Origin of the sequence: Hungatella effluvii (assembly GCF_003201875.1) — a bacterium.
Lineage (GTDB): Bacteria > Bacillota > Clostridia > Lachnospirales > Lachnospiraceae > Hungatella > Hungatella effluvii.
The window spans coordinates 215032-230120 of sequence record NZ_QJKD01000010.1 but is presented as its reverse complement, the minus strand read 5'-3'; the positions used below and the strand labels follow the sequence as shown (position 1 = coordinate 230120).

The window sequence follows — 15089 nt, the reverse complement described above, 5'->3', positions numbered from 1 at the left end:
GTGGCACTGAGTGGGAAAAGTGTGGTAAAATGGGAACGATTTGAAGCGTATTCTGCGCTTTTAAGAACAGATGGAGGCGGCTATGACGTTACATAATCTTTGGGGACATTTTCATACGATAACGGTGCATAAATTCAGAGTCATGAAGAATTGTTTCCGGGTAGGGCTTTATAAACAGGGACTCCTTCATGATCTGTCGAAATACGGTCTGGAAGAGTTTATTCCAGGGGTGATTTATTATCAGGGGACGAGGAGTCCCAACGCTGCAGAAAGGGAGGAGAAGGGCTTTTCGAAGGCGTGGCTTCACCACAAGGGGAGGAATAAACATCATTACGAATACTGGATCGACTTTACGACGGATATGTCGAAGGGACTGGCTGGCCATAAGATGCCGCTTAAGTACGTCATCGAGATGATGATGGACCGGATCGCGGCTTCCAAAACATATAAGGGGAAGGACTACACGGATGCATCCCCCTGGGAGTACTACAGCCATGCGAAGAAGTATATGGTTATAGCGCCGGAGACGGCTAAGCTGCTGGAGGAACTCCTTCTGATGCTGAAGGAACATGGAGAAGATCGGACCTTCGCCTATATGAAGGCCCTGCTGAAAAATGGTGATTATTGATTGGGGGAAAGCTATGAAATGCAACATCAGCCGCACAAAGCGGTCTTACGAGTTTCACATGGCGGAAAGCCACTGGCATACGCATTACGAGTTTTATTATCTCTATTCGGGACACTGCAAGATCTTTATCAACCACACGCTGTATTACGTTGAGCCGGGAGATATTATCTTCTTAAAGCCGGGGGAGATACACCGGACCACATACCATTCGAGTCCGGTTAATGAAAGGGTTACTATCAGCTTTGATGGGGAATATCTCGACAGTATGAAGGAACTGTGCGGGAAAGAGAATGTGGGATATATTTTCCGCAACTCGAAGGTTACCGTTCCCAATGGAAACCGAAGCAGGGTGGAAGAACTGATCAGCCGGATCGAATACGAGGAGACAGGACAGGATGGATTTTCACCGCTCATGAAGAAAGGGTGTTTTTACGAACTTCTGGTGTCACTGTCCCGCTGTCAGGAGGCTGAGGCGGATCATGGCCGGCTGGAACTGGGAGAAGAGACTATCGAGGAAGCTGCCAAATATATCTACGATCATTATCAGAATCCTATTACCCTGGAGGAGGTGGCAGAATTAAGCCACATGAGTCCCGCCTATTTCTCACGGAAGTTTAAGGCGGTCACAGGTTTTGGGTATAAAGAATATCTGACCAATATCAGAATCCGGGAGGCGTCGAGACTCCTTCTCAATTCCGGCTGCTCTGTCACAGAGATTGCGGACCGGTGCGGATTTGGAGACGGAAACTATTTTGGAGACGCGTTCAGAAAGGCGAAAGGCGTATCTCCGCGCGCATTCAGAAAGATGCAGGGGGGCGTTTGAGCGAACGCTCTCTCGTCTGCTTCCTGCCTCTCCTCTATTTACTGCACAGGTAATCCAGCAAATGGCGGACGTAACCGCCGTTTCGTTCCTGTTCCGCAAACTGCCTGTCATCATATGGAAAGTATGTGATCCGGTCCTTATACTCCTTTTGAAGAACCGGCTCAAAGATGGGAGCAAACTGGGGCAGATAACTGCCGTCACGGCGTGTATAGCAGGTCTTTGCCGTTGCCTTGATGCGGGCTTCCCTGTCCACGTATTCGGCGACGCTCTTATGGATCGCCCGGTCCTCATAGATCAGGTAGTAGTAATTTTTGTAATCAGGATAAAAATATTTAAGCTCCCCCTCATACAGATCGACAGAGGCGGTGAGCTGCCCGCCCTTCGCTTCGAGATCGGCCACGGAGGAGGAACGGGAAAATGGAACCGGCACGGTATAGTCGCTTTGGTAAATTAGTTTGAGGGCGTGATATTCCCGGCCGAAGAGATCGTTCCGTGTCAGAAGCTCCTGATCTACCAGCGTGAAGCTGTGCTCCAGATAGTCCGGATAATTGAGTATCGGCAGTATGCCAGGCATCCCCCGGAGATCATCGGCATTATGTAAGAGAAGCATGTCCAAAAGCACCTGTTCGTGCGAAAATAAATAATCCTTATATACTTCAATCAGCTGGCCGCCGGAGTAGATATCTTCCCGCTCGACGCCGAGAAACTGTTCGATGGCTTTCTGTTTCATGCTCTCCAGGCCAAGCAGGTTCCGGTAAGGGCGGATTTTTTTATAGATATCCAGACTCGTCACTCCGGAAAAATCGTAAGGCAGGTCGTAGGCACGGCAGCGCTTTAAAAGATAAGGAATATCGAAGCCGTCCCCGTTAAAATGAACGACGATAGGGAAACGTTTCAGAAATTCGAAGAAGGTTATAAGCACCTCTTTCTCGGCAGACACGGTGTCGGCAAACCACTGAACCAGGTTCCACCGGCCGCCCTCGTAATAGACGCATCCGACTAAATACAGGTTGGAATATTCTCCGGAAAATCCGGTCGTTTCTATATCAAAAAATAAAAGGTCTTCCCGCTTCCCGAGACGGTCCAAAGGGTATGTCTCAGGGAAAAGCGGTGTTTCGTGTATGGTAATCATCGTGATGTCTCCTGAAATCCGTTTTTATGGAGTCATTATATCATAAAGAAAAAATTCAGGAAAGACTTAAATCCGGTCTTTTTAAGTGTGGATTTTCCGGAAAAATGGATTTCTTCCAGGCTGTGGACGGTAACCTCCGGGCGGGAAAACAGAATATTTGTTCGATTAACTGCTTGCATATGAATACACGGTATGATATGATAAAAGGCAAAGCAGAGAAGAAAAAAAGGAGACTGAGCGCGTGATTTCTTATGTAAAGGGACCTCTGGTCGATATCTTTGAAGACACCGTGATTATTGAAGCGGGATACATCGGTCTGGAAATCCATGTACCGTTATCCGTACTGGACCGCTTGCCGGGTATTGGTATGGAGACGATTTTGTATACATATTTTCAAGTGAGGGAAGACGGGATGTGCCTTTATGGTTTCTTAAACCGGCAGGACTTACGGATGTTTAAGCAGCTGATCAGCGTCAGCGGGATTGGACCGAAGGGGGCGCTGGGCGTCCTGTCGGCCATGACGCCTGATGATTTGAGGGTCGCTATTATTTCCGGCGACGCGAAGGCAATTTCCAGGGCACCGGGGATCGGAGTGAAGACAGCCCAGCGGGTAATTCTGGATTTGAAGGACAAGATTGATATGGCGGATGTTCTGCCTGCACAGTTTGCGCCGGCGGAAGGCCCCGAGATATCAGCCGGAGGTGTGGCCAAAGAGGCGATCGAAGCGCTGGTCGCGCTGGGATACTCCCAGACTGAGGCGAACCGCGCGGTAGGCAAGGTGGAAGTGACAGAGGATATGACCTCCGAGGATGTCCTTAAGGCGTCGCTGAAGCATCTGGCATTCCTATAAAAACAGCAGGTAGATGAGAAGATGGAACGAAGAATCATAACGACAGAAGTTACGGAAGAAGATAAACGGATCGAGCCCAACCTCCGTCCGCAGAGTCTGAACGATTATATTGGTCAGGAGAAGCTGAAGGCCAACTTAAAGGTGTATATCGACGCGGCGAAGGCCAGGGGAGAATCCCTTGACCATGTGCTGTTTTACGGTCCGCCGGGACTGGGGAAGACAACCTTATCCGGGATCATTGCCAATGAGATGGGTGTGAACATGAAAGTGACCAGCGGCCCCGCGATTGAGAAGCCGGGGGAGATGGCGGCCATATTGAATAACCTTCAGGAAGGCGATGTCCTGTTTGTGGATGAGATTCACCGGCTTAACCGTCAGGTGGAGGAAGTCCTGTATCCAGCCATGGAGGATTACGCAATCGACATCATGCTGGGCAAGGATTCCGCAGCGCGTTCGATCCGCCTGGATTTACCCAGGTTTACTCTGGTTGGTGCAACCACCAGGGCGGGACTCTTAACGGCTCCGCTGCGGGACAGGTTCGGCGTGGTACAGAAGATGGAATTTTATACGCCGGAGGAGCTGGAGATTATCGTCTGCCACTCGGCTAAGGTATTAGAGGTGGAGATTGAGCCGGAAGGCGCCGCGGAGATCGCCAAGCGCTCCAGAGGTACGCCGCGGTTGGCGAACCGTCTGTTAAAGCGGGTTCGTGATTTTGCCCAGGTGAAGTACAACGGCGTGATCACGAAAGAGGTAGCAGATTTCGCACTGGATATTCTGGATGTGGATAAGTTTGGACTGGATAACAATGACAGAGCCATCCTAATCACAATGATAGAGAAATTTTCGGGAGGACCTGTGGGGCTTGAGACGCTGGCGGCTTCTCTCGGCGAGGATGCAGGGACTTTGGAGGATGTGTACGAGCCCTATCTGCTGATGAACGGGTTTATCAACCGAACGCCCCGCGGCCGTGTGGCGACGGAGCGGGCGTATCACCATCTGGGACTTGCTCTGGAATAGCTGCGAACAGGAGGAAATGTAAAAACTCAGTGCAGGAAAACACTTTGACATCCGTGTAAAATATGGTATATTATGATAAGAAAGCGATACAGCAAAAGATAACAGGAGAGCATGACATGGATACCAAGCACTATACCGAGGTTTTAATAGATGGAAGAATATATACTCTGGGAGGCACCGAGGATGAGGGCTACATGCAGCGTGTGGCCAGCTATATCAATGAGATGATCACAACGCTTAAGAGGCAGGAAGGTTTTACGAAGCAGAGTGCAGAGTACCAGACCGCCATGGTAGAACTGAATATGGCGGACGATTACTTCAAGGCGAGAGAGCAGATCGCGCAGCTGGAGCGGCTTAAGCATGAGATGGAAAAGGAAGTCTACAGCCTGAAGCATGAGCTGGTGACGACCCAGATGAAGCTGGAGGCCGCGAATAAGGAGCTGGCTGCGGGCAGAACTTCCAGACAGGCGGCATCTGCCGGGAGTGCTTCGGAGAGTAAGAAGAACGCAGGCCAGACCGGCGGCACAGTCAGGACAGGCAGTGAGAATAAGGAATAAAATCGGGGGATGTCTCATGAGCAGGGAGACATCCCCTTACTATTAAAAAAGTGAGCACTCTCGGAAACTCCCCTGCGCCCATCTTTGTGGCTGCTTTTCCGCCATATGCACACAAATTTATTCAACGTACACGCCGTGTACGCCTCGTAAATTTGTGCACATCTGACGAAAAATCATCTCACAAATCTGAGCACAAGGAGTTTCCGAGAGTACTCAAAGTTTAGCAGGGAGGATTACGTGAAACAGAAAAGAGTAGAGATTCTCGCTCCGGCGGGGTCATTGGAAAGTATGAAGGCAGCAGTGGCGGCAGGGGCCGACGCGGTCTATATCGGCGGCAGCAGGTTTGGAGCCCGCGCTTACGCGGAAAATCCGGAAGAAGACCGTCTTTTAGAGGCGATTGATTATGCCCATCTCCATGGATGCAGACTGTACATGACCGTGAACACGCTCATGAAGGAAACGGAGCTGGCAGATTTATATGCGTTTCTGGAGCCTTATTATATGCGGGGAGTTGATGCGGTTATCGTTCAGGATATGGGGGCGTTTGCACTGATCCGAGAGCGATTCCCGGATCTGCCGATCCACGCCAGCACGCAGATGACCATGACTGGAGTGTACGGAGCACGCATCCTGAAGGAACTGGGCGCGGAGCGTGTGGTGACTGCCAGGGAACTGTCTCTGGAGGAGATTGCGAGCATTCACAGGGAGGTGGATGTGGAGATAGAGAGCTTTGTCCATGGGGCGCTTTGCTACTGCTATTCGGGGCAGTGTCTGTTCAGCAGCCTGATCGGCGGACGTAGCGGAAACCGGGGAAGGTGCGCCCAGACCTGCCGCCTGCCTTACGACGTGAAACGGGACGGGAAGACTCTGAATGGGAAGGACAGCCGGTATGTGCTGAGTTTAAAGGATTTATGCACCCTGGATCTCATTCCCGATATGATAGAAGCGGGAATCTACTCCATGAAGATTGAAGGCCGGATGAAGAGTCCTCGCTACACGGCCGGAGTGGTGGAAATCTACCGGCGCTATACGGACCTTTATCTGGAACGGGGACGGGCCGGTTACCGGGTGGATGAAAAGGACAGAAAGCGCCTTCAGGAGCTGTTTGACCGCGGGGGACAGACGGACGGATACTACCGCCGCCATAATGGAAAAGATATGGTGGTATGGAAGGAAAAACCGTCCTTCCGCGAAGGCAACCAGGAGCTGTTCGATTATCTGGATAAGAATTTTGTGGAAAAGCAGCTGCAGGAGCCGATCCGGGGAACGGTTGTTCTGGAGACGGGAAAGCCCGCATTGCTGGAGCTTTCCTGCGGAGACTGCCGTGTGTCTGTGTCCGGTGATCTCGTTCTGGAGGCGTTAAAACAGCCAATGGACGAGGCCAGGATCAGAAAGCAGCTGGAAAAGACCGGGAATACTCCATTTTACTTTGAAACGCTTACCGTAGAGCTTGCCGGGGAAGTCTTTCTTCCGGTGCAGTCTTTAAATGATCTGCGAAGAAGAGGGGTGGAAGCACTGGAAGACGCAGTGCTTAAGCAGTACCGCCGCGAGGCGCCGCAGATGATGCAGCAAACGATGCCGCAGATGATGCAGCAAACGGTACTGCAGACGGTGGAAACGGCGGATGAAGAGAATCGCGATACGGTGGAGACCGCCAATCGCAGAGAAAACGGTTTGGCGCGTATTTTCGTTTCCCTCGAGCGCCCGGACTGTCTCCGGGCAGTTCTCGATAATCCTCACGTGAAGCGTGTCTATGTGGACGCGGCTGAATTCGGGCCGGAGCTTTGGAAAACGACGGTCTCGGCCTGTCACGACGCGGGAAAAGAGTGTATGCTGACGATGCCCCATATCTTCCGGACCGAGGCAAAACGGTATTTCGAACGCAGTCAGAAGGCTTTTTGCGAAGCCGGATTCGACGGAGTGTTGATCCGCTCCATGGAGGAGATCGGATATTTGAAGGAACATGGCCCGGAAATTCCCTGGGTTTTCGACTATGGGATGTATGGAATGAACGACAGAGCGGAATCCTTTCTTATGAAGATGGGTGCCGCAGAGCTGACCTGGCCTGTAGAATTAAACGAGAGAGAGCTTTCCCGGCTCTCCAAACCTGGCGAGTTGATTGCATATGGCCGCCTGCCCATGATGGTGACGGCGCAGTGTATTCATCAGGGAACGGAGAAGTGTGATAAAAAGCCGGGGCTTCTTATGCTGAAAGACCGTATGGGCAAGGAATTTCCTGTGAAGAATCACTGTGCGTTCTGCTATAACACGATCTATAATGCAGCGCCGGTATCCCTCCTGGGAATGGAGAAACAGATCAGGGCACTGGCTCCGGCGGCGGTAAGACTTCAGTTTACCGTTGAGACACTTGAGGAGACGGCGGCGGTGATCCGGTGCTTTACAGACAGCCTGCTGTCGGGAAAACGGGTGGAACAGCCCTTTGGAGACTTTACAAGAGGACATTTTAAACGCGGTGTGGAGTAGGAGCCTATGGTGAATCTGATTGTCGATGTTTCCAGGTATTTGATGATACTGCTGATTGCGGTGTATACCTGGTTGAATTTCCGGTATTTTTCTTTCCGGGACGAAGGAAAACAAAAGAAGATATGCGGACGTCAGAACCGGTGCATGTTTCTGATTCATTTTCTGGCATACGGGATTCTGTGGCTGAAAACGGAAGATGAGCGCATCCTCGCGTTTTATGCGGCGCAGGTGATATTTTTTCTGTGCTACATTTACGTTTACCGCCTGTTCTACCGCAATGTTTCGCGGCTTCTGGTCAACAACATGTGTATGCTGCTCAGTGTGGGCTTTATCATTCTGACGCGGCTGTCCTTTGACCGGGCGCTGAAACAGTTCGTGATCGTGCTGGCGGCCGCGGTTATTACCTGGATTATACCGTTTATTATGGACCGGGTATGGCAGCTGTCGAAGATTCCGTGGGTCTATGGGATCCTGGGACTGATTCTGCTCGGCGTCGTGCTGATTACCGGGATTAGCAGCTATGGAGCTCAGCTTTCCATCGGAATCGGAGACTTTACCTTCCAGCCGTCTGAATTCGTAAAAATCAGCTTCGTCTTCTTCGTGGCGACCATGTTTTACCGTTCCACGAAGTTTAAGACGGTGTGCATGACTACGCTGGTGGCCGCCCTTCATGTGCTGATTCTGGTGGCTTCCAAGGATTTGGGCAGTGCGTTGATTTTCTTCGTAACCTACGTGCTGATGCTGTTTGTGGCTACGGGGAAATGGGTGTATCTTCTGGGCGGAGCAGGTGCGGGGACCGCGGCTTCGGTGTTGGCCTATCAGCTCTTCGATCATGTCAGGGCGAGGGTGCTTGCCTGGAGAAATCCATGGTCGGATATTGAAAATAAGGGATATCAAATTACCCAGTCTCTTTTCGCCATCGGAACGGGCGGCTGGTTTGGCATGGGACTCTGCCAGGGAATGCCTGGGAAGATACCGGTGGTGGAAAAGGACTTTGTATTTTCCGCCGTTTCAGAGGAACTGGGAGGAATCTTTGCCCTGTGTGTTCTGTTCATCTGCTTCGGATGCTTCCTGCAGTTTATGATGATAGCCAGCCGCATGAAAGCGGTGTTTTACAAACTGATTGCCTTTGGCCTGGGAACGGTCTATATCGTCCAGGTATTTTTAACCGTGGGAGGCGTGACGAAGTTCATTCCCTCTACCGGAGTGACCCTACCCCTGATGAGTTACGGCGGAAGCTCTGTGTTCAGCACGTTTATTCTGTTCGGAGTCATGCAGGGGCTGTATATTTTAAAACAGAATGAAGAGGAAGAGAAACAATATGAAAAAGGCTGACCCGAATCCCAAGGCAAACCGCCATATTCTGATGATTACCTATGCGGTGGCGGCGCTTTTCGCAGGACTGGTCCTGTATTTTGCCTTTTTTCTTCAGATCAAAAGTGAAAATGTGATTAACAATTCCTACAACGCCCGGCTCGACAGCTTTTCGGACCGGGTGGTAAGGGGAGAAATCTTAAGCAGTGACGGAAGAGTTCTGGCTCAAACAAATGTGGACGAGAACGGCGGCGAGACGAGGTATTATCCCTATGATTCCATGTTCTCCCATGTGGTTGGGTATTCCACCAAGGGAAAGACCGGCCTGGAGTCCCTGGGTAATTTTTATCTGCTGACCAGCCACGTGAATCTGGCAGAGCAGGTGATCAATGAGCTGTCGTCCGTTAAAAATCTTGGGGACAATGTGGTCACGACTCTCGATGTAGACCTCCAGAGGGCGGCGTATGACGCTCTGGGCAGCCGTAAAGGGGCGGTGGTCGCTATAGAACCGGACACTGGGAAGATACTCGCCATGGCCTCAAAACCGGACTACAATCCCAATACGCTGGCTTCGGACTGGGATGCTCTCGTGGCAGGCGACAACAGCGAGGGACAGCTGTTAAACCGTGCAACCCAGGGGCTCTATCCGCCGGGCTCGACGTTCAAGATCGTGACGGCATTGGAGTATATAAGGGAGAATCCGGAGAATTTCAGGGATTATCGGTTCGACTGCAGCGGTTTTTTTCACTATGAGGATTACACGATAAAATGTTACCATGAGACGGCGCACGGCAGTCAGGACTTTGTCAGGGCTTTTGCAAATTCCTGCAACGGCGCTTTTGCGAATCTCGCCCTGACGCTGGATTTAGGAAGGCTTAAGACCACGGCGGATCAGCTTCTGTTCGATACGCCTCTTCCCATCGCCATTCCATACAGTCAGAGCGCCTTTACGCTGACGCCGGAAGGCGATACGTGGCAGATTCTTCAGACCTCCATCGGACAGGGGCAGACCCAGATGACACCCATACATGGCGGCATGATCGCGGCAGCCATCGCAAACGGCGGCACTCTGATGAAGCCGTACCTCATCGACCACGTGGAAAATGTGGGCGGTGATGTCATTAAAAAATTTATGCCCCAGTCATACGGCAATCTCATGACCGCGGAGGAGTCGGCCAGCTTAACAGAGCTTATGCGGGCCGTTGTAACGGAAGGAACCGGTTCTGCGGTGCGTACGGATGCCTATACGGTGGCGGGGAAGACGGGATCGGCAGAATTTGACAAGGACAAGGAGACTCACGCATGGTTTATCGGATTTGCCCCGGCGGAGCATCCGAAGCTGGTGGTAAGCGTGATCGTGGAGGAAGGCGGTTCCGGCGGAAAAACGGCCGCGCCAATAGCCAGATCGCTGTTTGATACCTACTTTTCAAGATGACAGGGTTCCGTTTCACAATCCGCCTGGAGTTTTCGGTGCCCGGCCTCTGCTTCCCGGTCCGCCCGGGGAAGCAGAGGCCGGGCACCGAAAACTCCAGGCGGATCGTGAAACGGAACATGACAAGAACACTCTTGCATATAAGTTTAAAAAGAGGTATACTATACCCAGTCTGTGAGACACACCAAAACCGGAATCCCGGACAGGGATGCAAGGTTTCAGTCTGGAGGAATTGCAATGATAGAGGCAACGAGCTGTGGCGGTGTGGTTATTTTTCGAGGTAAAATTCTGGTTTTATATAAGAATTATAAGAACAAATATGAAGGTTGGGTTTTGCCAAAAGGAACTGTAGAAGCGGGAGAAGAATATAAGGAGACGGCCCTTCGTGAAGTGAAGGAAGAGACGGGAGTCAGTGCGTCGATTATTAAGTATATCGGAAAGAGCCAGTACTCCTTTAACACGCCGCAGGATATGGTGGAGAAGGATGTTCACTGGTATCTGATGATGGCGGACAGCTATTACAGCAAACCACAACGGGAAGAGTATTTTATCGATTCCGGGTATTATAAGTTCCACGAAGCGTATCATTTACTGAAGTTTTCCAACGAGAAGCAGATTTTGGAAAAAGCCTATAATGAATATCTGGATTTAAAAAAGAGCAACTTATGGGGGAATAAGAAGTATTTTTGATGCATGGAATCGTGGATATACACGGATCACACGAAAAAGTGGATGCAGGAATGCCGGAGATACCGGTTTCCTGCATTTTTCGTTTTTTAGCGTTTGCTGGCGGAGACATCGGCAGACGGATAGTAGTAATTTCTGAGTTTTCGTATATACTGTTTGGTAAGACTGTCTCTTACCGTTTGCAGCATGCCTTGTGGGCCGGATTTCCATACTTTACAGGATATGGCAGAAGAGGTATACTGAATACATGTTTGACAGAATATGAATAAAGAAGCAAGGAGATAAGGCATCATGAGCAAAGCATATGAAAGACTGGAAAAAGTACTGGAAAAGACAATGGCGTTACAGACCGCTCTGATTTTGTTTGAGTGGGATAATGAGACGCTGGCACCCGAGGAAGCCGGAGCCCATACGGCCAGAGTGATCGGAGCTTTATCTGAAGAGTATTACAACATGGTGGCAGGCGACGAGATGAAGGAAGCCATCGAAGCGTGTGAGAAGGAAGAGGGCCTCACAGATGTGGAGAAAGCCATTGTGAAAGAGGCGAAGGAGACGAGAGAACAGCTTGTCTGCATCCCGGCGGAGGAGTACCGCGATAACGCACAGCTGGTATCGGAGGCTACGAGAGTGTGGTCTAAGGCGAAGAAGGAGAATGATTTCGACAAATTTGTTCCCACTCTGAAAAAGGTAGTGGACTACCAGAAGAAATTTGCCTCCTACCGCGCAAAGGATGGCGTAAAACTCTACGATTCCATGCTGGATCTCTACGAAAAGGGCTTTAATATGGAACTGCTGGATCAGTTCTTTGATGAGCTGAAGGAGGCCATCGTTCCCCTGATCCGTGAGATCAAGGAACGTGGAAAGAAGATTGAAAACGCCTTCCTGACAGGAGATTATCCGGAAGAGAAACAGAGAGAGCTGGCGGAATTTCTGGCAGAGTACGTGGGCTTTGATTTTAATAAGGGTGTGCTGGCGGTCAGTGCCCATCCATTTACGACGAATTTGCACAATCATGACGTAAGAATTACGACCCATTACAGCGACCATGTGGACAGCTCCCTATTCTCCGTGATCCACGAGGCGGGCCACGGAATCTATGAACTCGGTATCGGCGACGACCTGACACAGACACTGGTGGGCCAGGGCGCTTCCATGGGAATGCATGAATCCCAGTCCAGATTCTTCGAAAATATTATCGGCCGCAACGCCGCCTTCTGGGTACCGCTTTATGAGAAGCTCCAGTCCATTTTCCCGGAGCAGTTAAAGGGAGTCAGCAGGGAACAGTTTGTGGAAGCCATCAATAAGGCAGAACCGGGCCTGATTCGTACGGAGGCGGATGAGCTGACATACAGCCTTCACGTTCTGATCCGGTATGAGATCGAGAAGATGATCATCGAGGAAGACCTGGATTTAAAGAAGCTTCCGGAGATCTGGGCGGACAAATACGAGGAGTACTTAGGAATTCGTCCTGAAAATGCCTCCGAAGGCGTGCTGCAGGATATTCACTGGTCCCAGGGCTCCTTTGGCTACTTCCCATCCTATGCGCTGGGCAGTGCGTTTGGGGCACAGCTGTATTACCATATGAAGAAAGAGATGGACTTTGAGGGCCTTCTGGAGAGAGGGGAGATCGGAGTAATCCGTGAATATTTACGGGAAAACGTCCATCGTTTCGGCAAGCTGAAGACCAGCAGAGAGATTCTGAAGGATACGACAGGAGAAGATTTCAACCCGAAGTATTACATTCAGTATCTGAAGGAAAAATACAGCCGCTTATACGATTTATAGAAATATTTTGTAACAGTTCAGACGGCGGGAAAATTGGAGCAGGAAGCAGCGTCAAACTTGCTTGTAAGCGGCTTTATGCGCCAATTTTCACATCGGATGAATATCCGATGCTTCTTGACCGGTTTTTTCGGTCAAGAAGATGTGCCTCTGAACTGTTGCAATATTTTCCATAATCACAAAAAAACAGTTGACAAATGGCAGTAACAAGACTAAAATCAGTAAAAAGAATTCATATAAGAACACTATGAATTAGAAAAGAGGATGATTATGGAAAATATCAGAAAGAGTGCAATGGAACTGATTGGCAGCACCCCGCTGGTGGAGCTGACTAATTATGAGAAGAAGCATCAGCTGAAGGCGTCCGTCATCGCAAAGCTGGAGTATTTAAATCCGGCAGGCAGCGTGAAGGACCGTGCAGCGCTGTTTATGATTCTTGACGCGGAAGCGGCGGGAACCTTGAAACCGGGCGCAACCATTATCGAACCGACTTCCGGTAATACCGGCATTGGCATTGCCAGCATCGCGGCAATGAAGGGATACCGTGCAGTTCTCACCATGCCGGAAACCATGAGCGTGGAGCGCCGGAATTTACTGAAGGCCTACGGTGCGGAGATTGTACTGACCGATGGCAAGAAGGGGATGAAGGGAGCGATCGCGAAGGCAGAAGAGCTGAGAGACGAGATACCCGGATCCGTTATCATGGGTCAGTTTGATAATCCGGCTAACGTGAAGGCCCATAAGGAGACGACCGGTCCTGAGATCTGGAGAGATACCGATGGCACTGTGGATATTTTTGTAGCAGGAGTCGGAACCGGCGGAACGATTACCGGAACCGGCGAATATTTAAAGAGCCAGAATCCAGACGTAAAAATCGTTGCGGTAGAACCGGAGGGATCTCCTATTCTTTCCGGCGGAAATCCTGGTCCTCACGGACTTCAGGGGATTGGCGCCGGATTCATTCCAACGATCCTGAACCAGGATATTTATGATGAGATCATTCGTGTGAAGGATGAAGATGCCTATATGACCGGTCGTGAGATTGCTCAGAATGAAGGAATTCTGGTTGGTATTTCATCCTCGGCAGCGGTATGGGCTGCAAAGGAACTGGCCGGAAGACCGGAAAATGAAGGGAAGAGAATCGTTGTTCTGCTTCCCGATACGGGAGATCGGTATTTTTCTACGCCGTTGTTCTCCTGATGTATATAGAAAAAGTTCGCCGCAGGAATGTGATTGGTTCCTGCGGTTTTTTCGTATCATTAAAGTGCTTTTTGGGTAATATAGATGGTTTACGATACCTCATCGGCTTGTTCGTATACGGCTGATGGGGCATTTTTATGCATGAAGCTATGGGGTGTGTTAAACTTAATTGCGGCGAAGTGAAATGTATGAGTATGCAGCAATACGAATGGGGAAAGAGGTAGAAGGAATGAATGGACTTAAGATTAAAAGAACAGAAGTTGAAGAGTTTAAAAAATATTTAATTATGGAAGAGAAAAGTAAAATAACGATTAAAAAGTATATTCATGACATCGGATGCTTTTTAAACTATATAGGGAAAAATCCGGTGACAAAGGAGCGGATTATCAGTTACAAGGAGTCCCTGCAAAAAAAATACAGCGCAAGAAGTGTGAACACCATGCTTGCGTCGTTAAACAGTTTCTTTCGTTGGCTGGATCATCCGGAATTTCTTGTTAAGCAGTTAAAAATACAGCAGCAGGCCTTTTGCCTGGAGGAAAAAGAACTGACGAGACAGGAGTATGTCCGCCTGGTAAAAGCAGCGAGAAGGACCGGCAATATCAGGCTGGAGATGATCCTGCAGACGATCTGCTGTACGGGAATTCGAGTGAGCGAGCTGTGTTTTGTGACGGTAAAGGCTGTCAGGCTGGGATATGCAGAGGTGTGCTGCAAAGGAAAAAACAGAAGGATCATGATACCGGGAAATCTGAGAAAAAAACTGCTTCTTTACATACAGAAAAATGGAATCGAAAAAGGGGAGGTGTTTATCACGAAGACCGGCAATACCATGGACAGAAGCAATATCTGGCGCAAAATGAAAGGTCTGGCGAAAGAAGCCGGGGTTCTGGCCGATAAAATATTTCCGCATAATCTCCGTCACCTGTTTGCCAGAAGCTTTTACGAAATTGATAAGGATATTGCGAAACTCGCAGATGTGTTGGGGCACAGCAGTATCAATACAACAAGAATCTATATGATTTCTACTGGAGAGGAACACCGGAGGCAGCTGGAACGGCTGCGGCTGGTGGTTTGAGGGCATACAACATAATAAATATTATGTTGTAAGTATAACTATAATATCTGTTTTAAACCGAAACTCCATATTATACTAGCACGCATTTCGACTTTTTACAACTCTTAAAAT

General features: G+C 49.8%; 13 protein-coding genes. 12 read left to right on the top strand and 1 reads right to left on the bottom strand.

Annotated elements, in window-relative coordinates; genetic code table 11:
• Positions 1 to 82 precede the first annotated feature (82 nt).
• Together DFR60_RS19105 and DFR60_RS19100 are read left to right on the top strand one after the other, a co-directional pair.
• Positions 83 to 628 (top strand): DUF5662 family protein, encoded by a 546-nt coding sequence (locus DFR60_RS19105; protein ID WP_110324327.1) that lies wholly within the window; start codon positions 83 to 85, stop codon positions 626 to 628.
• 13 nt (positions 629 to 641) lie between these two features.
• A complete protein-coding gene (locus DFR60_RS19100) occupies positions 642 to 1451 on the top strand; it encodes a helix-turn-helix transcriptional regulator (RefSeq protein WP_243005121.1) in 810 nt (269 codons plus the stop codon).
• A gap of 34 nt (positions 1452 to 1485) precedes the next feature.
• Here DFR60_RS19100 and DFR60_RS19095 read toward each other — a convergent pair whose 3' ends face one another.
• Positions 1486 to 2583 carry a ribonuclease H-like domain-containing protein gene (locus DFR60_RS19095; RefSeq protein ID WP_110324325.1) on the bottom strand — a complete coding sequence of 366 codons (1098 nt, stop codon included), beginning with the start codon at positions 2581 to 2583 and terminating at the stop codon, positions 1486 to 1488.
• A 241-nt stretch (positions 2584 to 2824) separates the two neighbouring features.
• Between DFR60_RS19095 and ruvA the strand changes: the two genes are divergently transcribed.
• The 10 genes from ruvA (at position 2825) to DFR60_RS19035 (ending at position 14978) form a co-directional block, all read left to right on the top strand.
• Positions 2825 to 3433 carry a Holliday junction branch migration protein RuvA gene (ruvA, locus tag DFR60_RS19085; protein ID WP_110324323.1) on the top strand — a complete coding sequence of 203 codons (609 nt, stop codon included), beginning with the start codon at positions 2825 to 2827 and terminating at the stop codon, positions 3431 to 3433.
• Positions 3434 to 3454: 21 nt separating this feature from the next.
• A complete protein-coding gene (ruvB, locus tag DFR60_RS19080) occupies positions 3455 to 4450 on the top strand; it encodes a Holliday junction branch migration DNA helicase RuvB (RefSeq protein WP_002603758.1) in 996 nt (331 codons plus the stop codon).
• A 116-nt stretch (positions 4451 to 4566) separates the two neighbouring features.
• Positions 4567 to 5007, top strand: a complete 441-nt coding sequence (locus tag DFR60_RS19075) for a cell division protein ZapA (RefSeq protein WP_110324322.1) — start codon at positions 4567 to 4569, stop codon at positions 5005 to 5007.
• A gap of 237 nt (positions 5008 to 5244) precedes the next feature.
• Positions 5245 to 7491 carry a U32 family peptidase gene (locus DFR60_RS19070; protein WP_110324321.1) on the top strand — a complete coding sequence of 749 codons (2247 nt, stop codon included), beginning with the start codon at positions 5245 to 5247 and terminating at the stop codon, positions 7489 to 7491.
• Between the two features lie 6 nt (positions 7492 to 7497).
• Positions 7498 to 8826, top strand: coding sequence for an FtsW/RodA/SpoVE family cell cycle protein (locus DFR60_RS19065; protein ID WP_110324320.1), 1329 nt, complete (start codon positions 7498 to 7500; stop codon positions 8824 to 8826).
• Complete coding sequence (locus tag DFR60_RS19060; protein WP_110324319.1) at positions 8813 to 10240, top strand: peptidoglycan D,D-transpeptidase FtsI family protein; 1428 nt, start codon at positions 8813 to 8815, stop codon at positions 10238 to 10240. Before DFR60_RS19065 ends, DFR60_RS19060 begins: the two co-directional genes overlap by 14 nt.
• Before the next feature lie 234 nt (positions 10241 to 10474).
• Positions 10475 to 10927: an NUDIX hydrolase gene (locus DFR60_RS19055; RefSeq protein ID WP_002603763.1), complete on the top strand. Its 453-nt coding sequence runs from the start codon at positions 10475 to 10477 to the stop codon at positions 10925 to 10927.
• Positions 10928 to 11215: 288 nt separating this feature from the next.
• Entirely contained in the window at positions 11216 to 12709 is a 1494-nt protein-coding gene (locus DFR60_RS19045) for a carboxypeptidase M32 (RefSeq protein WP_110324317.1), read from the top strand.
• 267 nt (positions 12710 to 12976) lie between these two features.
• Complete coding sequence (gene cysK / locus DFR60_RS19040; protein ID WP_110324316.1) at positions 12977 to 13906, top strand: cysteine synthase A; 930 nt, start codon at positions 12977 to 12979, stop codon at positions 13904 to 13906.
• A 229-nt stretch (positions 13907 to 14135) separates the two neighbouring features.
• A complete protein-coding gene (locus DFR60_RS19035; RefSeq protein ID WP_110324315.1) occupies positions 14136 to 14978 on the top strand; it encodes a tyrosine-type recombinase/integrase in 843 nt (280 codons plus the stop codon).
• Positions 14979 to 15089 lie beyond the last annotated feature (111 nt).

What these genes read in the sequence shown, in the direction of transcription:
- DFR60_RS19105 (WP_110324327.1), top strand. Translation starts at nt 83, where the DNA reads ATGACGTTACATAATCTTTGGGGACATTTTCATACGATAACGGTGCAT.
- DFR60_RS19100 (WP_243005121.1), top strand. Translation starts at nt 642, where the DNA reads ATGAAATGCAACATCAGCCGCACAAAGCGGTCTTACGAGTTTCACATG.
- DFR60_RS19095 (WP_110324325.1), bottom strand. Translation starts at nt 2,583, where the DNA reads ATGATTACCATACACGAAACACCGCTTTTCCCTGAGACATACCCTTTG.
- ruvB (WP_002603758.1), top strand. Translation starts at nt 3,455, where the DNA reads ATGGAACGAAGAATCATAACGACAGAAGTTACGGAAGAAGATAAACGG.
- DFR60_RS19075 (WP_110324322.1), top strand. Translation starts at nt 4,567, where the DNA reads ATGGATACCAAGCACTATACCGAGGTTTTAATAGATGGAAGAATATAT.
- DFR60_RS19065 (WP_110324320.1), top strand. Translation starts at nt 7,498, where the DNA reads ATGGTGAATCTGATTGTCGATGTTTCCAGGTATTTGATGATACTGCTG.
- DFR60_RS19060 (WP_110324319.1), top strand. Translation starts at nt 8,813, where the DNA reads ATGAAAAAGGCTGACCCGAATCCCAAGGCAAACCGCCATATTCTGATG.
- DFR60_RS19055 (WP_002603763.1), top strand. Translation starts at nt 10,475, where the DNA reads ATGATAGAGGCAACGAGCTGTGGCGGTGTGGTTATTTTTCGAGGTAAA.
- DFR60_RS19045 (WP_110324317.1), top strand. Translation starts at nt 11,216, where the DNA reads ATGAGCAAAGCATATGAAAGACTGGAAAAAGTACTGGAAAAGACAATG.
- cysK (WP_110324316.1), top strand. Translation starts at nt 12,977, where the DNA reads ATGGAAAATATCAGAAAGAGTGCAATGGAACTGATTGGCAGCACCCCG.
- DFR60_RS19035 (WP_110324315.1), top strand. Translation starts at nt 14,136, where the DNA reads ATGAATGGACTTAAGATTAAAAGAACAGAAGTTGAAGAGTTTAAAAAA.